Source organism: Paenibacillus tyrphae (assembly GCF_000722545.1).
In the GTDB taxonomy this organism is placed as follows: domain Bacteria; phylum Bacillota; class Bacilli; order Paenibacillales; family NBRC-103111; genus Paenibacillus_G; species Paenibacillus_G tyrfis.
Genome location: NZ_JNVM01000004.1, coordinates 127534 through 150382 on the forward strand (window position 1 = coordinate 127534; position 22849 = coordinate 150382).

The following is a 22849-nucleotide window of genomic DNA, read 5'->3' on the forward strand; positions in this document are numbered from 1 at the left end:
GACTTTTCTATGAAAACAACAAAAAAATTACTCGCACCGATGCTTGCTTTAAGCATCCTTTCCGCCACACCGGCAATCGCCGCAAATGTGGAGGAACCTTACCGCGATCCCGGACTTATCCAGATCGCAAAAGTGGACCAGCGCTATGTGACGACAGCCCAAAAAGCCGTCGAGCAATACGGCAACGGCAAATCGTTCCAACTGGAAGAGGCGTTAAAGGACGAATATTTTGTAGATGATACTACGAAAATAGTACGCTGGGTCATTCAGTCGAAAACCCGCGATGCGATTGTCACGGTCGACGCCGACTCGAACAAAGTGCTGACGGTCAGCGTGAACTTCGAGCTTGCCGAAATGACGGGGAAGTACGCCAAATATTTGCCGACGGCGGAAGCGGCCGTTCGGCAATTGTACGAGAATGCGGATGTGAAGTTCGAGAAGGCTCACTTTTTCAGGGATGAGACGCTGGGTACGAACGACTTCCATTTTTCCACGAACGACCGCCAATTTGTAAGGGTGGATGCCGTGAAGAATGAAGCGACAGCCGTCTTCCTCCAATATAAGCTGGCGGATGTCGATCCGCAGGCCGTTTCGACGGCCGGGCAGGCGCTGAGGCTTCTATCGAAGGCGGATGATTAGCCTTTCACCGATGCCGAGTTCCAGCGTGACGATGAAAGAGAAGTGTGGGAATTGAAGCGGCTTGTGGTCGGAAATGACAAAGCATTAGGCATTGATGAAGACGGCAAGCAGCTGGTGGCGTCTGCAACGATCGGCGCCAAGGCGAGAAAAGTGTACCGGGTGGAATTCCTGAAGGCACTGGCCGACAAAACGAAACAATCGTTGACCGAGGCACAAGCTACGGCTATCGTACAGGCTGCCGTTCAACAAATTTACGGAACCGATCTGACAGGCTATACGCTAACCGTAGATAACGATTGGGGAGACTATAAGTTCAGCAGCGAGGGCAAGGATACTGTCATAGCTAACTTTACGAGTGGCGGTCAGTTGTACAGATTGTCTTTGAATACGGAGTTTGGAAAGCAGAATTAGGCTTATTAAAAAGGGTTAAAAGGAAAGGTTCCGGTCTCGGGAAATCATGGCTTGAGCCGGACATTTTTGACCTATTATTGGTCGACTATAGGCAAAACGGTTGAATATTTAATTTCTCTTAACGCCAGGCTCGTTTGGATTCGCGCGATGCCGAGCTTATTCAGCTTTCGGATAAAGCCCTCCAATTCCTTACGGTCTTTGTTCGCTACCTTTAAAAGATAGTCATACTCTCCCGTTAAACAATGACACTCCAATACTTCAGGTATGGAGCTTAATGCCTTCTCCAGCACTTCCAGTTGTTCGGCTTGATGGATATTCGTACTCATAAAAATAAAGCACAATAAATCAAAGCCAAGCTTTTCCTGGTTTAAGATCGCGACTTGGCGTTCGATAAACCCTTCGCTTTCCAACCGTTTCACCCTCGCATGCGTAGCCGGCGGAGACAAGTTTACCCGCCTTGCCAGCTCGGCATTGCTTAACTGCGCTTCTTTTTGCATCAGATCTAAAATTTGAATATCCACTTCATCCAGAACTTTTCTTACAAAAGATTCCATGCGATCTTCTCTCCCTTTACAATATTCGGAAAACAGGACGGTTTCCAACTGGAAAACGAATATAATTCAACAAGACGACATTCTTAACTTATATTATTTTGATTTATCTATATCTTACAAAATGATCTACAGTCCGATCAATAAAAATGATATGATCGTTAGTGAACTCGAAGTAAATGTCATTGTGCACAATGGCTTCCACTTTTCGCTGTCACGGCGAAAAAGTAAAGGAGCTAATGACATGCCGAATAGGTACGTTTTGTTGCTGTTATTAACAAGCTTGCTGTGGGGAGGAAATTTTGTAGTTGGCAAATCGCTTGTCGATCATGCTTCTCCGATGACGTTGACGAGCATTAGATGGATCATTGCCGTTTTGTGTCTGTTCCCCATCGTCTGGCGGAAAGAAAAAACGATACTCCCTTCACGAGCTGCCCTACTTCCGTTGTTTTTAATGGGAATTACAGGCGTCGTTCTATTTAATCTATTTCAATTTATGGCATTGGAACGGACAACGGCGACAAATGTCGGATTAATTTCCGCATTGAATACGATTTCGATTTCCGTTTGCTCCTTTTTGTTTCTAAAAGAAAGAATCAATATGCCGCAAATATTTTCTATGGTTTTTTCGCTGGTTGGCGTGATTCTTGTTCTTTCCAAAGGAAATGCCGATCTGCTGCTGTCTTTTCGTTTTAATACGGGCGATTTATGGATGATGGGCTCCGTGTGCGTGTGGGGAATTTATTCCGTTTGCAGCAGATGGGCCATGAAGAACAACACATCACCCATGAAGTCTACGCTTTATTCCGGGATATTTGGGCTTATTATTCTTCTTCCGTTTAATCTCTCTGACTTCACTGTGTCCAATATGAATGGTTCGTTCATCCAATCGATTTTATATACAGGTGTTATCTCTACCGTGGTCTGTATCGTGTTTTGGAATATCGGAGTCCAAAAATTAGGTGCGACGACAGCGGGGATGTTTTTGAATTTTAATCCGGTATTCACGGCGATTTTAGCGTTTTTATTTTTAGGGGAACAAATGACGTGGCTTCAAGCGATCGGGGGCTGCGTGGTGATCATCGGATGCTATTTGTTCTCGACCTTCAAGACAAAAGCGGTTACGGCAAGCAATCAACGGCACGTTCTTGCTCATTGGCGAAGTAGGATTTAAGATGTTGAGGAGCCATGTAAACGATAATCATAGTTAGAGGTGCTAAATCTGATGAAAACCATAGGTCTTATTGGCGGTATGAGCTGGGAGTCGTCCTTGCTCTACTACCAAATCATCAATCAGCGTGTGAAAGAAAAGCTAGGCGGGCATCATTCCGCCAAAAGTCTCATGTATTCGGTAAATTTCCAAGAAATCAAGACGCTTCAGCATCAAGGGAAATGGGATGAAGCTACCAACATCATGATCGATTCGGCACGTAAACTGGAAGCTGCCGGAGCCGATGTCATCGTCATATGCACGAATACGATGCACAAGATGGCCCAAGAAGTGGCGGAATCGGTTTCGATCCCATTGCTTCATATCGCGGATGCAACGGGACAAGAAATCGTGAAGGATGGCATGAAGAAAGTCGCTTTGCTGGGGACTTCTTTTACGATGGAACAAGATTTTTACAAAGGCCGACTCATGGAAAAGTTCGGGCTTGAAGTTATCGTGCCCAATGAAACGGATAGAAAGATTGTACATGACATCATCTATCAAGAGCTTTGTCTTGGAATCGTGAACGAAGCATCCAAGAAATCTTACTTAAGGATCATGGATAGTCTTGGGCAACAAGGAGCGGAAGCCGTCATTCTTGGATGTACGGAAATCACGATGCTGGTATCGCAGGAGGATTGCCGTATCCCACTGTACGATACAACCCGAATCCATGCGGAATGTGCCGTCGACTTTGCTTTAAGCAAGGACTTAGCCGCAACGCCGTAACCAATCGGTCCGGTTCCCTTATCGGGGATCCGGATCGATTTTTTTATCTGCAAAAAAATTTCGTCGTTTCGAAGCCAAATGCATCCGTTCATTGTCTAATAATATGAAGTGGCAATGAACAGGAGGCGCACCATGGATCGTACGGATGAATTCAGCTTGATGAAAAAGGTTAGAACAGGAGATACGAAGGCGTTCCGGGAGCTGGTTCGTCCGTACGAGCAACGGGCCTTCAGCACGGCGCTGGCGATTCTGGGCTCGCAGCCGTTGGCCGAGGAAGCGGTGCAGCGCGTATTCGTCGAGACGTACCGGACGCTTAAGCGAAAGGACATTCGCGCGTTCCGCACCTGGCTGGACGACAGGATCGCCTGCTCCGTCCTCGACGCCGCCGGGAAGCAGCTGCGGCAGGAGATGTTGACCGACGCCGACAGTGTGCTTCCGGGTCATAGCGACTTGCTGCGGTCCGTCATGACGCTGGAGCTGCCGTACCGTATCGTCATGGCGCTTATGTATTGCCAGCAGCTCACAATCCCGCAGATCGCCTCGCTCTTGAACGTCGAGGAGGGCGAAGTGAGGAGCCGGCTTTACCACGCCCGGATGAAGCTGCTTCAAGGATCGTGTCCGCTCCCGGCATGACCGGAATCCTACGAAATAAAATAAGAGGCTCCGGTCTTAGGCATCCGCGCTTAGGGCCGGGGCCTTTTGACAACTTCCATGATTTACAAACAAATATTGACAAATGAAAAATCCATGCTATGATTCAATTATTAACACCGATGGATTAATTATAGAAGTCCAATTAATTTTAACCGCTTTCAGTTTGGCGGTCCACATTTTTATGTCTTGCAATGACTTGGTAGTTGAGCTTGGTAAGACTCTAATTAACATGGGTGGAATAAAGAGGTTTTGGCGTATGAAAAAAATTGTGAAGCACGATCAAGATGTCATCCGGCAGCATAACAAGCAGATGATCCTTGATATTATTAAGGAAAAGCGGCCCATTTCGCGGGCGGAAATCACGAAAATTACGAAGCTCAGTCCGACCTCCGTCGGGCGCATTGTCGCCGAGCTGTGCGAGCAGGGGCTCGTCCGGGAAACGGAGCTTTCGTCCGGCGGCGTCGGGCGCAAGGCCATTATGCTCGATATCGATCCGCAGGCCGTCTTTTCGATCGGCGTCGATATCGGCAAGAAGATCGTACGCTTCGGCGTGATGGAGTTCAGCGGCAAACTGCTGTACGAGCTTCCGGTCGGGCATACCGCCATCGAAACGGAAGCCGACCGCACGATCGATCTCATTGCTGACACGATCAACCGGCTGGTGAAGGAGCAGGGCCTGGACAGCTCGAAGCTGATCGGCATCGGCATCGGCGTGCCCGGCGTTATCGACCACGAGCGTGGGGTTGTTCAGTATTCGTCGACGCTGGGCTGGAGAAACGTGCCGCTCGCCGCCCAAATTAAGGAGCGGACGGGGATCGATACGGTGATAGACAACGACCTGAAGGTCAAAATATTGGCCGAGTACTTGTGCGGCTCCGCTCGGGGCTCGAAGAAAACGGCGTTGATCGAGCTTGGCACCGGGGTCGGCTCCTCGCTTATCATCGACGGGGAGATTTTTCGCGGCGGCTCCAACAGCGCCGGAGAGCTCGGACATACGACACTCGATCCGAACGGCAATTTATGCGAATGCGGGAAGCGGGGCTGTCTGCAGACGTATATCGACGAATCGGCGATTTTACACGAGGCGAATCGGATCGTCGAGATCGGCGATATCGGACAGCTGTTCGAAGCGGCCCGCAGCGACGAGAGCTGGGCGAAGGAGATTATTTCGCGGACCTCGCTGTATATCGGCATTGCGATCAACAATATCGTGTGCATGTATAACCCCGACGCTGTCATCCTGAGCGGCAACATGGTGGAAAATTACAGCGACATCGTCCCTCTGATCGAGGAGCAGTGCGCACAGGTCGTTTGGGAGCCGTTCCGCGGCGGATTCAAGATCCTCGCTTCCGATTTGAAGGAGCAATCCATCGTCATCGGCGCGGCATCGCTCGTGCTGAACAATTACGTAAATCAAAGCTGAGCGCCGCCTCCCGCAAAGGAAATTAAAGAAGGCAAAATATCCGCTTTACTTTCGCAGGCCGGAGCCTTATAATTACTTTAAAATGTTGCCCCAGCACAAAAATGATGTGCCAATACAAAAATGAAAATCATTCTCACTTCCATGCTGTTCCCTTATTAGGGAACAGCATGAGTCATTTTTAGGGGAATAAAAACGATAGTCATTCTCAACGAAAAAGGAGTTGCTGAACATGGTCCACTCGGCAGATACTGCTCAACCTATCGACAAACCGGAAGTAAAGATGAAGAAAGGTACGATCGCTTCCGTGCTGTCGCGTTACGGCGAAGCGATCGCAGCTTTGGCAAGCGGCGTCTTGATTGCGGCCGCCTGGGTCGCGGGACACTCGTCCCCGACCTTCTCGATATGGCTTTATTGCTTCGCTTTTCTTATTGGAGGATTCGTCAAGGCCAAGGAAGGATGGCTCACGCTTGTCCGTGAAAAGGATCTGGATGTCAACCTGCTCATGATCGTCGCGGCCATCGGCGCTGCCAGCATCGGTTACTGGACGGAAGGTGCCGTATTGATCTTTATCTTCTCGCTCAGCGGCGCTTTGGAGACGTTCACGATGGAGAAGAGCTCCAGAGACATTTCGTCCTTAATGGATTTGAAGCCGGAAACGGCCATCGTATGGGAAGAAGGGGCGGAAAAGCGGGTTCCCGTCGAACAGCTGCGGGTTGGCGATCTGGTGCTGGTCAAACCGGGTGAGCGCCTTCCCGCCGACGGGATCGTACAGGAAGGAAGCTCGGCCGTCAACCAGGCTTCGATTACCGGTGAGAGCATTCCGGTGGATAAAGCGGCGGGGGACGAAGTGTTCGCCGGCACCCTGAACGGTCAGGGCGCGTTGTTCGTGCAAGTGACGAAATCCAGCGAGTCGACGCTTTTCTCGAAGATCATCCGCCTGGTTCAAGAAGCGCAAAGCGAAATGCCGAAATCCCAGCGGTTTATCGAACGGTTCGAACGCATTTATGCCAGAGCCATTATTTTGGCGACGCTGCTTCTCATCGCGCTCCCGCCGTTGTTGTTCGGATGGAGCTGGAACGATACGCTTTACCGGGCGATGGTGTTTTTGGTCGTAGCCTCGCCGTGCGCGCTTGTGGCTTCCATCATGCCGGCGATGCTCTCCGCCATATCCAACAGTGCGAGAAAAGGGCTGCTCTTTAAAGGCGGCGCCCACTTGGAACGTGCATCGCACATTCGCGCTATCGCGTTCGACAAAACCGGCACCTTGACGTACGGCAAACCGTCGGTGACGGATTTCCTGACTTACCAGGCTTGGAGCGAAGAGGCGCTGCTGCGGATAGCGGCTTCCGTCGAAAGCTTATCCACGCATCCGATCGCCAAAGCGATTGTAGACAGGGCCGAAGAATTATCGTTGGAGCTGGAGCGGCCTTCCGATTTTCAGGCGCTGGCCGGGTGGGGCGTTCAAGCCGGGTTAGCCGGGGAATTCTGGAAAATCGGAAAGCCGGGCTTCTTTGAAGAAACCGGGATTGGCGAGCAGATTTTCTCCGATGTCCGCAAGCTTGAGCAGGAAGGCAAAACCGTCATTTTAATTCAAAACGCCGCCGGCATTGCCGGGATGATCGCTCTTCAGGACGCCATCAGGCCGCAAGCCAGGGAGACCGTCGCCAAGCTGAAGGAGCTGGGCGTGCAAGTCGTCATGCTGACGGGAGACCAACGGCTGACGGCCGAGGCGATTGCCAGAGAGGCCGGCATCGATCAGGTGTATGCCGGGCTGCTTCCGGAAGACAAGTTGAACATCGTCAAAACCTTGAAAGAGAAATATACCCACGTTGCCATGGTTGGGGATGGAATCAACGACGCTCCGGCCTTGGCCGCGGCATCCGTCGGCATCGCGATGGGGGCGGCAGGCAGCGATGCGGCGTTGGAAACGGCCGATTTGGTACTGATGAACGACGATTTGGACAAAATCAAGGAAGCGATTGTTTTGGGAAGACGCACGACCCGGATCATCAAGCAGAACATTGCTTTTGCCGTTACGGTAATCGCCTTCCTGATCGCCGCCAATTTTTTCAAAGGAATTCCGCTGCCGCTTGGGGTCGTAGGCCATGAAGGAAGCACGATTCTGGTCATTTTGAACGGACTCCGGCTGCTTCGCTCCTAAGCGGCTGTATAACATACCGTTCCGGCTGCGGCCGGATTCGTCGCCCCCGCGAAAGACGGGGGCTTTTTTATTGCGTTCCGAGGGAATTCCCTGCCTTCTTTCCGGCGGTCATAAAAAACCATTGTAATTTCGTAAAAATACGTTACAATAATGATAATGATTATCATTTTTACAAAGGGAAGACAAGGGAGAGAAAAGGATGGATCTGTTACTTCCGATTACTACGGTCGTCTTAGTTATCTTGGGAAGCGTCTGCTTGTTCATATCCATTGAAAATGACCGGCGCGTTCGCGAATTCAACTCGAAAGGCCTCTCCTCGCAGCGGACGCGGGAATCGGACGATTCTTCCAAACGCAGTACCGAGAGCTTCGCTTAAATCGGCCAGAAACGGTTTTGACCATAGAACAACAATAAATCGCCTGCCACCGGGAAAACCGGTGGTTTTTTGCGTTGGTCCCAGAGCCGAGAAAGCGATTCACTGCGGGAATTTTGTGGATTTGTATAATTTTTCTAAAGTTAAGGGCGATTCTCAACGATAATATTACTAAACGACAGCGCTGCTCCGCACGGTAGATACGGCGGGCCAGAGCAGTATAGTTTAACGGATGAAGGAGTGCTTGTTATGAGAAATCGCAGTTTAGTCGTCAAAGCCGGATTGGTGTTGGTGATCCTGCTGATAGCCATGTCGGCCGCATTTACCTCGATGTCGTATCTTCGGGAAAGAGCTATGTATTTCGAATCGTTATTGCATATTGAAGAGGCGATGGACGCTCAACTGGAGCTGCAGAGCGCGGATATCCAGGCGGCCGGACAAAAGATGTCGCTCAGCTACGACAAGTATATGGCCGACCCGGCGAACGTTCGTATTCAGGCGCAGCTGGAGAAGATGCTCACAAGCAATATCGTCACCAACAGCTACTTGATGTCAACCGAGATGACGACGAAGGACAATAAGCACTATGCGAAGATGATGCAGGCCAATCGGACCTTGAACGAACACGGAGCGAGGGTTTTGGAGGATTACGAGCTGTCGGCTCAGTTTCAGCGGGCGTATGAGGATGCGTTGAAAAAGGGGACGGGCATGACCGACGTGTATACGGATGCCTCGGGCACGTGGATATCCATTTTGAGCTCCATTCGCACGGATAAGGGCGAGACGGTCGCCGTGTTCGGCCTCGACTTCAACTACGGCTCGATTCAGTCGGATTTGAACCACGCGCTGTTGCTCAATATTTTGATCGGTCTTGTCATTGGCGGTCTGTTTATCGGGCTGATGATTTGGCTGTTGATTCGAACGGTCCGTCCGCTCAAACGGATGGCGGAGGTGTCGAAGCTTGCCGCCGAAGGGGATTTGTCCGTTTCCGTGCCGGTGAACGGACGCGACGAGATCGGTCTTGTCTCCGAGAACTTCAACCATATGGTCGAAAGTATCCGCAAGCTGGTGGGCAGTATTAAAACCCATTCTGACGAAGTGGCGGAATCGTCCGATCTGCTGACCGTCAGCGCGAAGCAAACGGCCGAGGCGACCGGCGAAGCGGCCCGTGCGGTCGAAGAGGTTGCCGCCGGTGCGGAGAATCAGCTGCAGAGCGCCGAGGAATGCAAGCGGGCGATGGTGGAGATGGCCACAGGTATCGAACGGATTGCCGAATCGGCGGGCGTCGTCGCCGATCTGTCCGCTGAGACGTCGCGGGATGCGGCGCAGGGCAACGAGGTGGTACAGCAGATGATCGCGCAGATGAACCGCATCGAGTCGGTCATGACCGAGACCGGCGGCGTTATCCACGAGCTGCGGACCCGCTCGGAGGAAGTCGGCGAGATTATGACGCTGATTGCCGATATCGCGAATCAGACGAATCTGCTGGCGCTCAATGCGTCCATCGAAGCGGCCCGGGCAGGAGAGCACGGCAAAGGGTTCGCGGTGGTCGCCGTTGAGGTGAGGAAGCTTGCGGAGAAGTCCAAGGAATCGTCCGAGCATATTGCCGCTCTGCTGCGGGAGATCGAAGCCAACACGAAGCGGGCGGTCGCCTCGATGGACGCAGGCGTGAACGAAACGTCCAAAGGTACGACGGCCGCGGGGCAAGCCGGCGAAGTGTTCGGACGCATCCTGCATGCTATTCAGCAGGTGGCCGGTCAAGTGCAGGAGGTGTCGGCGGCATCCGAGGAAATGTCGGCAGGTACCGAAGAAGTCGCGGCTTCCCTGGAAGAGCTGTCCCGTATCGCCCAAGAGGCCGCGGACAATACGCAGAATGTGGCGGCATCCTCGGAGGAACAACTGGCGGCCATGGAGGAGATTTCCAGTGCCTCGGGCCATTTGAAGGAAATGTCCATTCTGCTGCAGCGGCAGGTGAATGCCTTCAAGCTTTGATATGCTTCTAAAGCCCCGTTTCCCCGAATAAGCTGTAGTATGGATATTCGGAAACGGGGGAGGAACGAAAATGAAGCGAGTTACGGCACGGCGGATCGGATGGGTCATCTTTGGCTGCATGTTGGCCTCCGCCGCCGTGTTGCTATATCTGCAAATCGTAGGCGAGCTGATGCTTGGCATCGCGCTCGTGGGCATAACGTTTGCGCTATCTATGGGCCTGTTATGGATGTCCGAGCTTGAGGACGAGGCGGCCGAACGGGAGAAGAAAGATAGGCGAATAAGCCGATTCGAGCGGTTGAGGTAAAAATTGAGATGGCCTACTCCGATGACAGCGCTTGCAATATCGAGTGATTTGTTTTACAATTCAAATATGAACACCAATAAAAAAATAGCATGAAGGCAACGGTGCCTTTGGATCGGAGAATGCGTTCGCGCGTTCTTCAGTCCGGGGCGCCTTTTTGTCGTCTTTTGATGTACGCAGCGGAGGTGAACCAAGTGAAGCAGCCGATTCGAGCCGTGCCGCTGGCCGTCCGCATCATTCCGAATGTGGACGCGGAGTTGGCCCGGAAGCTGGAGCTGAAGCCGGACATCCGGAGTTTGGGGATGTTAACGTCGAGTATCGACGACGTCGGCTATACGGCGCTGGACGAGGCGACCAAGAAGGCGGCGGTGGAAGTGGTGTATGCCCGTTCCTTTTACGCAGGGTCGGCGCATGCCTCGGGCCCGCTGTCGGGGGAATTTATCGGGATGCTCGGCGGCCGGACGCCGGCCGAAGTGAAAAGCGGGTTGGACGCGGCTATTGCTTTGATGGAGAACGGCGCGTGCTTTTATTCCCTGAACAGCGAGGGCACGCACGCGTATTACGCTCATGTCATTTCGAGAACGGGTTCTTACTTGTCCCAAGTGGCAGGCATCGCCGAAGGCGAGCCGCTCGCGTATTTGATCGCACCGCCGCTCGAAGCGGTGTACGGCTTGGATGCCGCATTGAAGGCGGCGGACGTCAGGCTGTGCCAATTTTACGGCCCGCCGACGGAGACGAACTTCGGCGGCGGCTTGCTGACGGGCAGCCAGTCCGCTTGTACCGCGGCGGCGAGCGCTTTTGCCGATGCCGTTCTCAGCGTCGCGCGGGAGCCGAAATAATCTGGTTAACGAAAGCGGGTGATGGAGATGACACAGTCGATGACAGCGCTGGGACTTATCGAGACGATCGGCGTACCCGCCTTGATCGCTGCGGCCGATGCTGCGGCGAAGACGGCGGACGTCCGGGTCATGACGTATGAAAAAGCGGATGCCGGACTTATTACCGTATATATCGTAGGGGATGTCGCCTCTGTCCGTGCGGCGGTGGAGGCAGGCGGAGAGGAAGCCCGCAGAGTAGGCAAGCTGGTCGGGACGCATGTGATTCCGCGGCCGGATCTTTCCGTTTCGGCGATGCTGGAAAGCATATGGCGGAAGGAAGCCCCGGCGGAGCCGAAGCCGTCTGTGGAGCCGACTGCTTCCGAGGCGGCAGCGGACGAAGCGGCGAGCCTTTCCGGCGGGGACTCCGCTGAGGCGCTGGCCAAGCTTTCGCTTCAGCAATTGCGCGAGCTGGCCCGCACCACCCCCGGATTCCCGCTGAACGCTTCCGGCATCAACACGGCGGCGAAGGCCGAGCTGATCCGGCTGCTTACGGAGAAGAAGGACTGAAGGGAGTGAGAACCCGATATGAAGCTGGACGCCGATTTGCAGGCGATACAGGAAGTGCGTAGCCTTCTGCAGGAAGCGGGTCAAGCCCAGAAGCTGCTGGAAAAAATGACCCAGTCGCAGATTGACGACATCGTTGCTGCGATGGCCCGGGCGGCCGAGGTGGAAGCCGTACGGCTGGCCGAAATGGCCGTGGAAGAGACCGGGTACGGCAAAGTTGCCGATAAGACGGCTAAAAATCTTTTCGTCGCCCGAAACGTTTACGAGTCGATGAAAGACATGAAGACAGTCGGGATCGTCCGCAAGGACGATGAGCGCAAGGTGTGGGAGGTGGCGCAGCCGGTCGGCGTCGTTGCCGCGATCATCCCGTCGACCAATCCGACATCGACCGTCATGTTCAAGTGCATGATCGCGCTGAAGGCTCGCAATGCGATCGTCATCAGCCCGCATCCGTCGGCGCTGCGCTGCTCGCTAGAAGCGGCCAAGGTGATGCGGCAGGCGGCAGAGAAGGCGGGGGCTCCCGCCGGCTTGATCCACTGCTTGTCGAAGCCCTCGGTTGAGGCGAGCAATGAGCTCATGAGGCACAAGCGGACGGACGTGATCCTGGCGACCGGCGGCACGGCGATGGTCAAGGCCGCTTACAGCTCGGGCAAGCCCGCGTATGGCGTCGGGCCGGGCAACGTCCCGGTGTACGTGCACCACAGCGCAAACCTGTCCCGCGCGGTCAGTTTGATTTTACAAAGCAAGACGTTCGATTACGGCACGATTTGCGCTTCGGAACAGGCGATCGTCGCCGACGCGTCGATCAAGCCGCAGCTCGTCGAAGAGCTGAAGCGGCAGGGCGCTTATTTTCTGGATGAGGAGCAGAAGCGCAAGGTCGGCTCGATTCTGACGATCGGCAAAGGGTTGAACCCGAAGGTCGTCGGCCGGTCGCCGCAGGTCATTGCGGAGATGGCGGGCTTTACTGTTCCGCCGGAGGCGCGGGTATTGATTGCGGAAGAAACGGGCGTCGGACACGCGTATCCGTTCTCCGTAGAGAAGCTAAGCCCGGTGTTGGCGCTCTACACCGTAAAAGATTGGCTGGAGGGCTGCAGCCGCTGTATGGAGCTGCTGGAGCTCGGCGGACTCGGACATACGCTCGGCATTCACTGCGAGAACGAATCCGTCATCGAGGCGTTCGGGCTGGAGAAGCCGGCCTCGCGCATCGTCGTCAACTCGGGCACGACGTTCGGTGGCATCGGCGCCACGACGGGCATTACGCCGTCGTTTACACTGGGCTGCGGCTCATTCGGCAACAATATTACGTCGGACAACATTGGTCCGCAGCATCTGCTCAACATCAAGCGCGTTGCCTTCGGCATCCGCGAGATGGATATCGCCCCCGCGGCGGCGCAGGCGGTAGAGCGGACGATGGAGAAGCTGCCGCCGGAAGCCTCCGGCAATCCGGGGATTTCGCGGGAGGATGTTCTGCAGATCGTCCGCAGCGTGCTATCCGAATTGCAGCTCGAAGCCAAATAAGTTTAATTCAGTAAATTTAATCCGATAAATTCAATTTTGAATCATCAACTAAACTTTTATTCCAGGGAGGAATAGACAATGGCAGGAGAATTGGCAGCACTCGGAATGGTAGAAACGAAAGGACTCGTAGGATCGATCGAAGCGGCGGATGCCATGGTTAAAGCGGCAAATGTCAAGCTGATCGGAAAAGTGCATGTCGGCGGCGGTTTGGTAACGGTCATGGTGCGCGGCGATGTAGGCGCAGTGAAAGCGGCTACAGATGCCGGCGCGGCAGCTGCGGAAAAAATCGGGGAGCTGGTCTCCGTACACGTCATTCCGCGTCCTCACACAGATATTGAATTCATTCTGCCGAAGCTTGAAGGCTAATCCCTATGGCGCTGATTACGGAAACGAGTCTGCGCAGCCGGCTGGCGCAGGGGCTCCCGAATCCGTATCCGATTGCGGCCGGGGACCTGCTGACGCCGGCGGCCAATGATTTTCTGAAAAGCCGGGGCATCGCCATTCAGCGTCTGAAGGCCGAAGCTCCGGCGGCCTTGCCTGTGGAGCCGGCGCCCAAAGCGCCGCTCCTTCCCGTCGGCGTCTCGGGCCGGCACGTGCATCTGTCGCCGGAGCATGTCGAGGCGCTGTTCGGCGAAGGCTACCAGCTTACCCCGCTGAAGGAGCTGTCGCAGCCCGGACAATTTGCCGCACAGGAAACGGTTACGCTGATCGGTCCGAAGGGTGTTCTGCAGAACGTGCGCATTCTCGGACCTTCGCGCGGGGTGTCCCAGGTGGAGATATCCCGGACGGACGGCTTTGCGCTCGGCGTGAAGCCTCCTGTCCGGCTGTCGGGCGATCTGGAAGGTACGCCCGGCATTACGATGGCCGGCCCGAAGGGCGCGGTCGTGCTGACCCAGGGCTTGATCGTCGCCAAAAACCATGTCCATATGTCGCCTGACGACGCTCAGAGGCTTGAGGTGTCCGACGGGGACCGCATCATCCTGCAAACCCGCGGCGACCGGCCGCTGGCGTTTATGGATGTTGTGGTCCGGGTGAATCCGCGCTATGCGCTTGACGTTCATCTCGATACGGACGAAGCGAACGCCGCTCAATTGAACACCGGAGATACGGTGCAAATGATCGGCAAAAACGGCGTCTTCACGCGTGCGGAAAGGGGGTAGCGAAAGTTGGAGATCAAACCGATGATCGAATCGATCGTCCGTGAGCTTGTGCAGGCGATGCAGGCGGAGCAGGCGAAAAAGCCCAAAGTGCTGTATCTGTTTTGCGACAGCACCGCGCACGAGGCGTTCACGGACCATTTTATATTGCTCAAAAACAGCGGAATCTGCTACGATATGCTGTTTCTCGACGGAGAAACATCTTCATGGCTCGGCCTGCATAAAATCGAATGCGCCGGTCCGGGCAAAATCATTGCCGCCGACGAATATGCGCCCGCGCCGCTGGAGCTGCCGCTCGAATACGACGGCATCGTCATTCCCGAGATCGATGTGGACAATGCCGCGCGGGCCGCGCAGGGGCTGAAAGGGACCGTGAAGGCGGAGATTTTGTTTTCCGCGCTCGTCCTGAATAAGTTCGTGCTGATCGGGGACGATATACCCGGATTGAAACGGGCGGACCGGCGTACGCTGAAAACGCTGACGCTGCCGAAGCCTTACATCAAGCTGTTCGAGCGCTATAAGCGCGAGCTTGCGGCCCTCGGCGCGGAGTTCGCTCCGCAGAAGCTGCTGGCGGAAGCGGTCGTGCGCAAATGCGGCGTGGCGCAGCACCAGACGGGTAACGAGGCGCCGGCTCGCGGTACATCGTCGCCGGAAGCGGCCGGTGGTGCTCATTCCGAAGTCGCTAACGTCAGTACGACAGCGGCAGGCAGCTCCGTGTTCGAAGGTAAGCTGCTGACCGCCGAATGGGTGAAGCGGCAGACGGATACCGCGCCGGACGTGCGGAAGCTGATCCTTGGTAAGGGAACGATCGTTTCGCCGCTGGCGGCGGACTTGCTGAAGGAGAAAGACGTCGCGGTCCAGTATGCGGAGTAAAGGGTGAAGTCCTATGTTTATGGGGAAAGTGATCGGCAGCGTGTGGGCCACGCAGAAGGAAGAAGGCATGGACAACCTGAAGCTTATGGTCGTCCAGCCGATCGATTTCAAGGACCGCGAAGCGGGGCAGCCGGTTATCGCCGCAGACCGCATCGGAGCGGGCGTCGGCGAGAATGTGATCGTGTCCCGGGGAAGTCCGGCCCGCGTGCTGTTCAGCGGTAAAATGGTGCCCATCGACGCCATGATCGTCGGCATTGTAGACAGCTTCGAAGTCGGCGACGACAGCGGCGGTTAGGAGGAGCGTATGGAACAGGAGAAACAGCGGGTCATTCAGGAATATGTGCCCGGCAAACAACTTACGCTCGCGCATGTTATCGCCAACCCCGATCCCGTACTGTATACGAAACTCGGGATCGAGAAGGCGAGCGCGATCGGCATTCTGACGTTGACGCCGACGGAAACGGCGATCATCGCGGCGGATATTGCCACGAAAGCGGCGAACGTCGATATCGGCTATTTGGACCGCTTCACCGGCTCTCTGGTCATCGTAGGCGACGTATCCGCGGTCGAAATGGCCATCGAATCGGTCAACGAATTTTTACACGAGAAGCTGAAATTTTCAATCGCTCCTTTGACGAGGTCGTAAGCGATGCGTAAAGTCATGATCATCGGCGCTGTGGGCGCCGGCAAATCGACGTTGGTCAAAGCGCTCATGGGCGAGCAGGCAGCGGCGGTCAAAACGCAAAGCCTCGTATTCCACGACTGGCTGATCGATACGCCGGGCGAATACAGCGAGAATCCGCTCTACTATCGTTCGCTGATGGCGACATCGCATCAAGCGGCGGCGATTTTGCTCATACAGGACGCGACCCGCGAGCGGAACTATTTTCCGCCCGGGTTTGCAGGGGGCTTTCCGATTCCGGCCATCGGGGCCGTTACGAAAATCGATCACCCGAAGGCCGATCCGGACCGGGCAGTCTCGCTGCTCCGGTCATCGCTGCCTCAAGGCGAGATCCTTTTGACGTCGGCGGCCGGCGGCGAAGGCATCGCAGAGCTGAAGGAGCTGCTGCTGGGCATCGTGAACCGATAGCTTCGAGCGTGTAGCAATGGGTACGAAAGGGAAACCTACCGGGAAGCGCAGGATAGAGGAAGAAATTCACTTGTGTAAGGGCTTTCTTCGCAGCGCGGTTTGTGTGACAATAAAATCGATGCATGTACAAATCGATACGTCGTGAGGGATTGCTTATGCCATCGATTGCCGAACTGTGCGCGGAGCGCACCCTTTTATCTGAAGAAGAAGTGGAAGTTATTATAGATTTATCGCGACATTTGCAATTGTTCGCCGACGTGTTCCAGTCGGACGTGTTCATCGACTGTCCGCTTGCGGATCAAGGCACGGCGCTCGTCGTTGCCGAGGCCCAGCCGACGACGGCTCCGTCGCTCTACCGCTCGTCGGTGGTCGGCATGCACGCTTATGCGCACAACGAGCCGGCCGTCATGTTTTGCCTGCTGTCCGGCCAGCCGGTCATCGGTTCCCGCGGGATATCTCAGGAGCAGATCGCCATGCGGCAAAATGTCGTCCCGATCCGGGCCAAAAACGGCCGCGTGATCGGCGTGCTGATCATGGAGCAGGACATTTCGGAGATTGTCGAGCAGGAAAAAAACGTGGAGCGGCTGCGCGAAACGACGGAGCAGCTCAGCGAAACACTGCTTGCGGTCGCTTTATCGGAAAGCAGCGTCCAATCGCTCATGCATGAGGGCATCGTGCTGTTCGACGGGCAGGCGCATATCACCTATACGAACCCGCGAGCCCGGGAAATGCTGCAGGAGATCGGGCACAGCGGCGTGCCGGAAGGCTCAAGTCTGGTCGAGCTGTTTTACGGCAAGCTTGATCGCGCTTCATTGCTCGCGCCGACCGGAATCGTCCGTCAGGAGCTTGTGATCGGGCATGTCGCGTTAGAGCTGAAAACCGTCTCGATTAACCGGCAGCAGCAGGGAGCCCTTGGGCTGATGCTGATCCGGGATATTTCGGACTTGAAGGAAAAAGAGAAGCAGCTCGTCATTAAATCGGCTGTCATCAAGGAGATTCACCACAGGGTCAAAAACAATCTGCAGACCGTCTCCAGCCTGCTCCGGCTGCAAATGCGCCGCACGAAGCTGGACGAGGTCGAGAAAATATACCGCGACAGCATCAACCGCATCAACAGCATCGCCGTCATCCACGAGATGCTGGCCTACGACGGGCTGGAAACGATCCAATTCAACGACGTGCTGGATCGCATCGCTAAAAATGTCGTCTCCTCCACGGCCAAACCGGATCAAGCGATACGCATCTCCATTTCGGGGGATACCCTGACGCTGCCGTCCGACATGGCCACCACGCTGGCGCTCGTCTCCAACGAGCTCGTGCAAAATTGCGTGACGCATGCGTTCATCGACCGCGAGCAGGGAGACATTCGGATCTCGCTGTATTGCAGCGGTCAAATCGTCCGCATGGAGGTAGCGGATAACGGCATCGGGCTGCCCGTAGCGGGCGATACCGCCCGCAAAGGCCATCTCGGGTTGAAAATAACGGAAACGCTCGTGCGCGAAAATCTCGGAGGCCTCCTGCAGATGGCTTCCACCGGGGAAGGCACACAGGTTACGATTACGTTCCCGCTTTTCCCGGCCGAGCCGAAACCGATCTAAACGTCGCTGATCAAGCGGCGTCATATTCGTCGGACTTATGAGGAGGTGTCAGGATGAAGAACTCGATCGTCGTCGTGGATGACGACCCGATCATTCGAATGGATATCCGTGAAATGCTGGAGGAAGAAGGCTATGCGGTGGCAGGGGAAGCGAAGAACGGCGAGGAAGCGATCGAGCTCGTCGCCGCGCTCAAGCCCGACCTGGTCATTATGGATGTGAAAATGCCGGTGATGAACGGCATCAAAGCGTCCCGCATCATTCGCAGTCTGCATGACACGGAAACATCCGTCCTGCTGCTGACGGCGTACAGCCAGAAAGAGCTGGTGCAGGACGCTCGCAGTGCGGGGGTTGCCGCTTATTTGGTCAAACCGGTATCGGAGGAGGATTTGATCCCGGCGGTCGAAATTGCGCTCAGTCAGAAGGAAAGGATCGACTCGCTCAAAAAAGACCTGGAGCAGCTCAAGCAGTCGATCGAGGAGCGGAAACGGATCGAAAAAGCGAAAGGGATCGTCATGAAAACCTTCGCGCTGGATGAAGAAGAAGCGTACCGGAAAATGCGCGCCGCCTCAATGGCGGAAAGCATGCCGCTGATCAAGCTGGCGGATGGAATATTGAAGGACGGACCGCAGCGCTGGTTCGGTCCTTGAAAGAGCGGTGAGCGGACGCATGGAGCCACAATGGATTACCAGCGTAGGCATCGATATCGGCACGAGCACGACCAAAATGATCGTCAGCCGTCTGAAGCTGGTGCGGACGTCAGGCGCGCTCAGTCTTCCCCGCTTTGATATCGCGCAGCGGGAATTGATCTACGCGAGCCCGATCCACAGCACGCCGCTGCTCGGCGAAGACGAGGTGGATGCGGAGCGGATCTGGGTCATTCTGACCGAAGAGTACGAGCAGGCAGGCGTCCGGCCGGAAGAGTTGAAATCGGGCGCGGTGATCATCACCGGCGAGACGGCGACGAAAGCGAACGCGCGCCGGATCGTGCACCTGCTGGCCGAGCGGTCCGGGGATTTCGTCGTCGCGACGGCCGGAGCCGACCTCGAAGGACTGCTGGCCGGCAAAGGCGCCGGAGCGGATCGCCGCTCGCTGGAGGTGCGCGGCGCCGTCGCCAATATCGATATCGGCGGAGGGACGGCCAATGCGGCTGTGTTTTACCGAGGAAAAGCGGTCGGCACGGTGACGTATCATATCGGCGGACGCCTAATCGAGCTGAACGCCGGGGGGACGGTGACGAGTGTCTCGCCGTCGATCCGCCCATGGCTGGAGGCTGCCGGATACCGGCTGGAGCCGGGGCATACCGTCAGCTACGCGCTACTTGAGGACCTGTGCCGGGCGATGAGCCTCGCCATGCTCGACGATTTGGCGGGCATGACGGCTCCCGAAGAGCGCGATGCGGTTCGCAAGCTGACGCTGGGTGCTCCGCTGCCGCAAGTGCAGCCGATCGAAGAATGGACGGTATCCGGCGGTATCGGACGCCTGATGGAGGAAGCGAAGCCGCAGAGCTTGGCCGAAGCCGCCAAGCACGGCGATATCGGACCGCTGCTGGCGCATACGCTTAAAGCATGCGCCGCGCGGTATCCGATCCGGCTGGCGGTGCCCGAGCAGACCGTCCGGGCGACGGTTATCGGAGCGGGCATGCAGAGCACGGAGATCAGTGGAGCTACCGTTCATCTGGACCCTACGCTGCTGCCGATCCGCAACCTCCCGGTGTGCAAGCTGGAGCTGACGCTTTCGCTGCTCGAACAGCCGGCCTCGCTTGCCGCGGCCGTCGGGCAGACGATGCAGAGCGGCGCAGCCTTGTTTGAGCGGGACGCTTCGCCGCCGTTTGCGCTGGCTTTGGCCGGGCTCGAACATTGCGGCTACGCCTCACTGCAGCGGTTGGCCGACCGGCTGAGCGAAAGCTTCGCCGATTATTTTCCGGACAGCCGGGTGATGGTCGTCGTTTGCGACACCGATATCGCCAAGGCGCTCGGCCAATCGCTCGAAAAACGGTTAAAAGAACGGACGAAGATTGTGTGCATCGATCAGATCAAGGTCGAGCACGGTGACTATATCGATTTAGGGGAACCGATTGCGGGCATTATGATTCCCGTGGTCGTCAAGACGCTGGCGTTTCATGGCAGAGAGGGGGACCGACATTGAAGCTGAAAACCGCTTTACTCGGCAAAACATTTCAATTTCGCGATTTAAAAGACGTGATGGCCAAGGCTAACGAAGAAAAATCCGGAGATCAGCTTGCCGGGATTGCGGCCGAGGATGCTAAGGAACGGATGGCGGCCAAGCTGGTGCTGTCCGAGCTGACGTTGGCCGACATTCGCAACCATCCGCTGCTGCCGCCGGAAACCGATGAAGTATCACGAATCATCGAGGAAGGCGTCAACGAGAAAATCTACGCGGAAATCCACAACTGGACCGTAGCCGAGCTGCGCGAAACGCTGCTGCGGCACGAGACGGGCAATTCCGAAATACGCCGCATCAGCCGGGGGCTTACCAGCGAAATGGTAGCGGCCGCCGCCAAGCTGATGAGCAACCTCGATTTGATGCAGGCGGCGTCCAAGATGGAAGTGACGACCCACTGCAACATTACGATCGGGCAGAAGGGCGTGCTCGCGGGTCGGGCCCAGCCGAATCACCCGACGGATAACATCCAAGGCATGAAAGCGTCTTTGTTCGAAGCGCTAAGCTACGGAATCGGGGATGCCGTCCTTGGCATCAATCCCGTCATCGATTCGGCGGATAGCGTGAAGGAGCTGTTGAACGCGACCAAAGAAGTGATGACCAAGTGGCAGATTCCGACCCAAAACTGCGTGCTCGCGCATGTGAAAACGCAGATGCGGGCGATCCGGCAGGGCGCTCCCGCCGATATGGTGTTCCAAAGCTTGGCGGGCACCGAAGCCGGCAACAAAGCGTTCGGCATCGATGTCGCCCTGCTCGACGAGGCGGACGACCTGATCCGGCGCGACGGGACGGGAACCGGGCCGAATCTGTGGTATTTCGAGACGGGGCAGGGCTCCGAGCTGTCCGCCGAGGCGCATTACGGCATCGACCAGGTGACGCTCGAATCGCGGTGCTACGCGCTTGCCAGGAAATATAACCCGTTCATGGTCAACACGGTTGTCGGCTTCATCGGGCCGGAATATTTGTACGATTCGAAGCAGGTTATCCGCGCCGGACTGGAAGATCATTTCATGGGCAAGCTGCAGCAGCTGCCGATGGGCGTGGACGTCTGCTACACGAACCATATGAAAGCGGACCAGAACGATATGGACAATTTGTCCGTGCTGCTGACCTCCGCCGGCGTCAACTTCGTCATCGGCGTGGCGATGGCGGACGACTGCATGCTGAATTACCAGTCCACGAGCTTTCACGATATCGCCACGCTGCGGGAAATGATGGGGCGCCGCCCCGCGCCGGAATTCGAGCGCTGGTTGGTCAAGATGGGCATTATGGAAAACGGCCGCCTGACCCCGCTGGCTGGGGACCCGACATTGTTTATGTAATCATTCGTACAGCGCTGCGAGAGGAGGAGAGAAGCGATGACCATTTCATTGGACCGGCTCGTCGAGCAAGTGATGGCGGAGCTGGAGAAGAAGCTTGGAGCGAATGCGAACGGCTTGTCAGGCGAAAAAGAGCCGTCAACTCCTAAAGGCACAGCGGGCGCAGGCGATTCAAAGCAAAGCACGGCCTCAAGCACGGGGGGCGGAAGCCAGGAGCATACACGCCAATCTTCTGCGATGGACGCCGGGTCCCATGCGGAGGAGCCCAGTATCCTCGGCTTCGGTGAAGAGGCAGCGCATAATGTCCCGAATCCGAAGTGGGCCGAGGGCATGAACGAGCTGCTGGCCAACACGCCCGCGCGGATTGGCGTATGGCGGGCGGGAACGCGGCCGCTGACCCGGGAAATGCTCAAATTCCGCTGCGATCACGCCGCCGCCGTCGATTCCATTTACGGTGAGGCTAATCAGGCGGTGCTCGACGAATTCGGCATGTTTACCGTGGAGACGCGCTACGGGAACACCGAAAATTATTTGAAGCGCCCGGACATGGGCCGGATCGTGACGGACGAGGGCGTAGAGCTGATCCGCAAGCAGTGCGTTATGAAGCCGCAGGTGCAGGTGGTCGTCTCGGACGGCTTGAGCGCCAACGCGGTCGATGCCAATTTGCGCGACGTCTATCCGTCCTTGCTGGATTCGCTCGAGGCCTACGGCTTGAAAACCGGCACCCCGTTTTTCGTGCGCGGCGGACGCGTTGCCGTTATGGACCAGATCGGCGAGCTGCTGCAGCCGGAGGTGCTCGTGCTCTTGATCGGCGAGCGGCCCGGACTCGTGTCGTCGAAATCGATGAGCGCTTATATGTGCTTCCGTCCCCGGCAGGGAACGGTGGAAAGCGACCGCACCGTCGTCTCCAACATTCACCGCGGCGGCACGCCTCCGGTCGAAGCGGGAGCCCACATCGGCACGATCCTGAAAAAAATGATTGAACAGCAAGCAAGCGGGGTCCGGTTGGAAATCTAATAGGAAAACGCTTGCAAAAAAAGACATGTTCGCAGACGAACCCGCATAACCGTGAAAGAGAGCTTGCCAATCCAATGCGCCGGGGAGGGAGGTGAGACTGCATGGCTATGACGATCGGAATCGTATTGATCGCCGTCACTTGCTTGTTTGCTTTGTGGATTGTCCGGCTTGCCGGAAACAGCATTCGGACCTATGACGAAAGCGAGCATGAAAGCTTCCTCGGAAAATAAGCCGACCGGACCGGACCGGACCTTCCACTCTCATCCTGTT

The 22849-nt window shown here is 56.0% G+C and carries 26 protein-coding genes; 25 read left to right on the forward strand and 1 reads right to left on the reverse strand.

Features of this window, described 5'->3' with window-relative positions; genetic code table 11:
• Window positions 1-9 precede the first annotated feature (9 nt).
• Both ET33_RS03990 and ET33_RS03995 read left to right on the forward strand, forming a co-directional pair.
• On the forward strand, window positions 10-639 hold the full coding sequence (locus tag ET33_RS03990; protein WP_036676814.1) for a hypothetical protein: 630 nt from the start codon (window positions 10-12) through the stop codon (window positions 637-639).
• A gap of 51 nt (window positions 640-690) precedes the next feature.
• The gene (locus ET33_RS03995) at window positions 691-1050 is read left to right on the forward strand and encodes a hypothetical protein (RefSeq protein ID WP_036676816.1); all 360 of its coding nucleotides are present in this window, start codon (window positions 691-693) and stop codon (window positions 1048-1050) included.
• A 74-nt stretch (window positions 1051-1124) separates the two neighbouring features.
• On the opposite strand, the gene ET33_RS04000 is transcribed toward ET33_RS03995, so the two are convergent.
• A complete protein-coding gene (locus ET33_RS04000) occupies window positions 1125-1604 on the reverse strand; it encodes an Lrp/AsnC family transcriptional regulator (protein WP_036676818.1) in 480 nt (159 codons plus the stop codon).
• Between the two features lie 241 nt (window positions 1605-1845).
• Here ET33_RS04000 and ET33_RS04005 point away from each other — a divergent pair, with 241 nt between their 5' ends.
• The 23 genes from ET33_RS04005 to ET33_RS40220 all read left to right on the forward strand — a co-directional run bounded on the left by ET33_RS04005 (window position 1846) and on the right by ET33_RS40220 (window position 22809).
• Window positions 1846-2775 (forward strand): DMT family transporter, encoded by a 930-nt coding sequence (locus ET33_RS04005; RefSeq protein WP_036676821.1) that lies wholly within the window; start codon window positions 1846-1848, stop codon window positions 2773-2775.
• Between the two features lie 51 nt (window positions 2776-2826).
• Entirely contained in the window at window positions 2827-3540 is a 714-nt protein-coding gene (locus ET33_RS04010) for an aspartate/glutamate racemase family protein (RefSeq protein ID WP_036676823.1), read from the forward strand.
• A gap of 132 nt (window positions 3541-3672) precedes the next feature.
• Window positions 3673-4173 carry an RNA polymerase sigma factor gene (locus ET33_RS04015; protein WP_036676826.1) on the forward strand — a complete coding sequence of 167 codons (501 nt, stop codon included), beginning with the start codon at window positions 3673-3675 and terminating at the stop codon, window positions 4171-4173.
• 277 nt (window positions 4174-4450) lie between these two features.
• Window positions 4451-5617, forward strand: a complete 1167-nt coding sequence (locus tag ET33_RS04020) for an ROK family transcriptional regulator (protein WP_051775097.1) — start codon at window positions 4451-4453, stop codon at window positions 5615-5617.
• A gap of 229 nt (window positions 5618-5846) precedes the next feature.
• Window positions 5847-7778, forward strand: a complete 1932-nt coding sequence (locus ET33_RS04025) for a heavy metal translocating P-type ATPase (RefSeq protein ID WP_036676829.1) — start codon at window positions 5847-5849, stop codon at window positions 7776-7778.
• A gap of 199 nt (window positions 7779-7977) precedes the next feature.
• Window positions 7978-8154: a hypothetical protein gene (locus ET33_RS38870; protein ID WP_161783521.1), complete on the forward strand. Its 177-nt coding sequence runs from the start codon at window positions 7978-7980 to the stop codon at window positions 8152-8154.
• A gap of 246 nt (window positions 8155-8400) precedes the next feature.
• On the forward strand, window positions 8401-10143 hold the full coding sequence (locus tag ET33_RS04030) for a methyl-accepting chemotaxis protein (protein WP_036676832.1): 1743 nt from the start codon (window positions 8401-8403) through the stop codon (window positions 10141-10143).
• Window positions 10144-10213: 70 nt separating this feature from the next.
• Entirely contained in the window at window positions 10214-10447 is a 234-nt protein-coding gene (locus ET33_RS04035; protein ID WP_036676835.1) for a hypothetical protein, read from the forward strand.
• A gap of 191 nt (window positions 10448-10638) precedes the next feature.
• Window positions 10639-11283 (forward strand): ethanolamine utilization microcompartment protein EutL, encoded by a 645-nt coding sequence (eutL, locus tag ET33_RS04040; RefSeq protein WP_036676838.1) that lies wholly within the window; start codon window positions 10639-10641, stop codon window positions 11281-11283.
• A gap of 27 nt (window positions 11284-11310) precedes the next feature.
• Window positions 11311-11829, forward strand: a complete 519-nt coding sequence (locus ET33_RS40400) for a BMC domain-containing protein (RefSeq protein WP_036677713.1) — start codon at window positions 11311-11313, stop codon at window positions 11827-11829.
• A gap of 18 nt (window positions 11830-11847) precedes the next feature.
• The gene (locus ET33_RS04050) at window positions 11848-13344 is read left to right on the forward strand and encodes an acetaldehyde dehydrogenase (acetylating) (protein ID WP_063761618.1); all 1497 of its coding nucleotides are present in this window, start codon (window positions 11848-11850) and stop codon (window positions 13342-13344) included.
• Between the two features lie 78 nt (window positions 13345-13422).
• Window positions 13423-13710: an ethanolamine utilization microcompartment protein EutM gene (gene eutM, locus ET33_RS04055; RefSeq protein WP_010499900.1), complete on the forward strand. Its 288-nt coding sequence runs from the start codon at window positions 13423-13425 to the stop codon at window positions 13708-13710.
• 5 nt (window positions 13711-13715) lie between these two features.
• Window positions 13716-14504, forward strand: a complete 789-nt coding sequence (gene pduL / locus ET33_RS04060) for a phosphate propanoyltransferase (RefSeq protein WP_036676843.1) — start codon at window positions 13716-13718, stop codon at window positions 14502-14504.
• 6 nt (window positions 14505-14510) lie between these two features.
• A complete protein-coding gene (locus ET33_RS04065) occupies window positions 14511-15374 on the forward strand; it encodes a hypothetical protein (protein WP_036676846.1) in 864 nt (287 codons plus the stop codon).
• Window positions 15375-15387: 13 nt separating this feature from the next.
• On the forward strand, window positions 15388-15669 hold the full coding sequence (locus ET33_RS04070; RefSeq protein WP_025848820.1) for a EutN/CcmL family microcompartment protein: 282 nt from the start codon (window positions 15388-15390) through the stop codon (window positions 15667-15669).
• Between the two features lie 9 nt (window positions 15670-15678).
• Window positions 15679-16020 (forward strand): ethanolamine utilization microcompartment protein EutS, encoded by a 342-nt coding sequence (eutS, locus tag ET33_RS04075; protein WP_036676849.1) that lies wholly within the window; start codon window positions 15679-15681, stop codon window positions 16018-16020.
• A 3-nt stretch (window positions 16021-16023) separates the two neighbouring features.
• Window positions 16024-16464, forward strand: coding sequence for a EutP/PduV family microcompartment system protein (locus tag ET33_RS04080; protein WP_036676851.1), 441 nt, complete (start codon window positions 16024-16026; stop codon window positions 16462-16464).
• A gap of 155 nt (window positions 16465-16619) precedes the next feature.
• Window positions 16620-18062 (forward strand): sensor histidine kinase, encoded by a 1443-nt coding sequence (locus ET33_RS04085; protein WP_036676854.1) that lies wholly within the window; start codon window positions 16620-16622, stop codon window positions 18060-18062.
• Window positions 18063-18115: 53 nt separating this feature from the next.
• Window positions 18116-18709: an ANTAR domain-containing response regulator gene (locus tag ET33_RS04090; protein WP_036676856.1), complete on the forward strand. Its 594-nt coding sequence runs from the start codon at window positions 18116-18118 to the stop codon at window positions 18707-18709.
• Between the two features lie 19 nt (window positions 18710-18728).
• Window positions 18729-20207, forward strand: a complete 1479-nt coding sequence (locus ET33_RS04095; RefSeq protein WP_036676858.1) for an ethanolamine ammonia-lyase reactivating factor EutA — start codon at window positions 18729-18731, stop codon at window positions 20205-20207.
• Window positions 20204-21565: an ethanolamine ammonia-lyase subunit EutB gene (locus ET33_RS04100; protein ID WP_036676862.1), complete on the forward strand. Its 1362-nt coding sequence runs from the start codon at window positions 20204-20206 to the stop codon at window positions 21563-21565. Before ET33_RS04095 ends, ET33_RS04100 begins: the two co-directional genes overlap by 4 nt.
• A 36-nt stretch (window positions 21566-21601) precedes the next feature.
• The gene (eutC, locus tag ET33_RS04105) at window positions 21602-22579 is read left to right on the forward strand and encodes an ethanolamine ammonia-lyase subunit EutC (protein WP_036676864.1); all 978 of its coding nucleotides are present in this window, start codon (window positions 21602-21604) and stop codon (window positions 22577-22579) included.
• A gap of 101 nt (window positions 22580-22680) precedes the next feature.
• Window positions 22681-22809 (forward strand): hypothetical protein, encoded by a 129-nt coding sequence (locus ET33_RS40220; protein ID WP_010499887.1) that lies wholly within the window; start codon window positions 22681-22683, stop codon window positions 22807-22809.
• The last annotated feature ends 40 nt before the right edge of the window (window positions 22810-22849 follow it).

What these genes read in the sequence shown, in the direction of transcription:
- eutM (WP_010499900.1), top strand. Translation starts at nt 13,423, where the DNA reads ATGGCAGGAGAATTGGCAGCACTCGGAATGGTAGAAACGAAAGGACTC.
- ET33_RS04005 (WP_036676821.1), top strand. Translation starts at nt 1,846, where the DNA reads ATGCCGAATAGGTACGTTTTGTTGCTGTTATTAACAAGCTTGCTGTGG.
- eutC (WP_036676864.1), top strand. Translation starts at nt 21,602, where the DNA reads ATGACCATTTCATTGGACCGGCTCGTCGAGCAAGTGATGGCGGAGCTG.
- ET33_RS38870 (WP_161783521.1), top strand. Translation starts at nt 7,978, where the DNA reads ATGGATCTGTTACTTCCGATTACTACGGTCGTCTTAGTTATCTTGGGA.
- ET33_RS04095 (WP_036676858.1), top strand. Translation starts at nt 18,729, where the DNA reads ATGGAGCCACAATGGATTACCAGCGTAGGCATCGATATCGGCACGAGC.
- ET33_RS03990 (WP_036676814.1), top strand. Translation starts at nt 10, where the DNA reads ATGAAAACAACAAAAAAATTACTCGCACCGATGCTTGCTTTAAGCATC.
- ET33_RS04035 (WP_036676835.1), top strand. Translation starts at nt 10,214, where the DNA reads ATGAAGCGAGTTACGGCACGGCGGATCGGATGGGTCATCTTTGGCTGC.
- ET33_RS04050 (WP_063761618.1), top strand. Translation starts at nt 11,848, where the DNA reads ATGAAGCTGGACGCCGATTTGCAGGCGATACAGGAAGTGCGTAGCCTT.
- ET33_RS04080 (WP_036676851.1), top strand. Translation starts at nt 16,024, where the DNA reads ATGCGTAAAGTCATGATCATCGGCGCTGTGGGCGCCGGCAAATCGACG.
- ET33_RS04090 (WP_036676856.1), top strand. Translation starts at nt 18,116, where the DNA reads ATGAAGAACTCGATCGTCGTCGTGGATGACGACCCGATCATTCGAATG.
- ET33_RS40400 (WP_036677713.1), top strand. Translation starts at nt 11,311, where the DNA reads ATGACACAGTCGATGACAGCGCTGGGACTTATCGAGACGATCGGCGTA.
- ET33_RS04015 (WP_036676826.1), top strand. Translation starts at nt 3,673, where the DNA reads ATGGATCGTACGGATGAATTCAGCTTGATGAAAAAGGTTAGAACAGGA.
- ET33_RS04030 (WP_036676832.1), top strand. Translation starts at nt 8,401, where the DNA reads ATGAGAAATCGCAGTTTAGTCGTCAAAGCCGGATTGGTGTTGGTGATC.
- ET33_RS04070 (WP_025848820.1), top strand. Translation starts at nt 15,388, where the DNA reads ATGTTTATGGGGAAAGTGATCGGCAGCGTGTGGGCCACGCAGAAGGAA.
- ET33_RS04020 (WP_051775097.1), top strand. Translation starts at nt 4,451, where the DNA reads ATGAAAAAAATTGTGAAGCACGATCAAGATGTCATCCGGCAGCATAAC.
- eutS (WP_036676849.1), top strand. Translation starts at nt 15,679, where the DNA reads ATGGAACAGGAGAAACAGCGGGTCATTCAGGAATATGTGCCCGGCAAA.
- ET33_RS04025 (WP_036676829.1), top strand. Translation starts at nt 5,847, where the DNA reads ATGGTCCACTCGGCAGATACTGCTCAACCTATCGACAAACCGGAAGTA.
- pduL (WP_036676843.1), top strand. Translation starts at nt 13,716, where the DNA reads ATGGCGCTGATTACGGAAACGAGTCTGCGCAGCCGGCTGGCGCAGGGG.
- ET33_RS04000 (WP_036676818.1), bottom strand. Translation starts at nt 1,604, where the DNA reads ATGGAATCTTTTGTAAGAAAAGTTCTGGATGAAGTGGATATTCAAATT.
- ET33_RS04010 (WP_036676823.1), top strand. Translation starts at nt 2,827, where the DNA reads ATGAAAACCATAGGTCTTATTGGCGGTATGAGCTGGGAGTCGTCCTTG.
- ET33_RS40220 (WP_010499887.1), top strand. Translation starts at nt 22,681, where the DNA reads ATGGCTATGACGATCGGAATCGTATTGATCGCCGTCACTTGCTTGTTT.
- ET33_RS04085 (WP_036676854.1), top strand. Translation starts at nt 16,620, where the DNA reads ATGCCATCGATTGCCGAACTGTGCGCGGAGCGCACCCTTTTATCTGAA.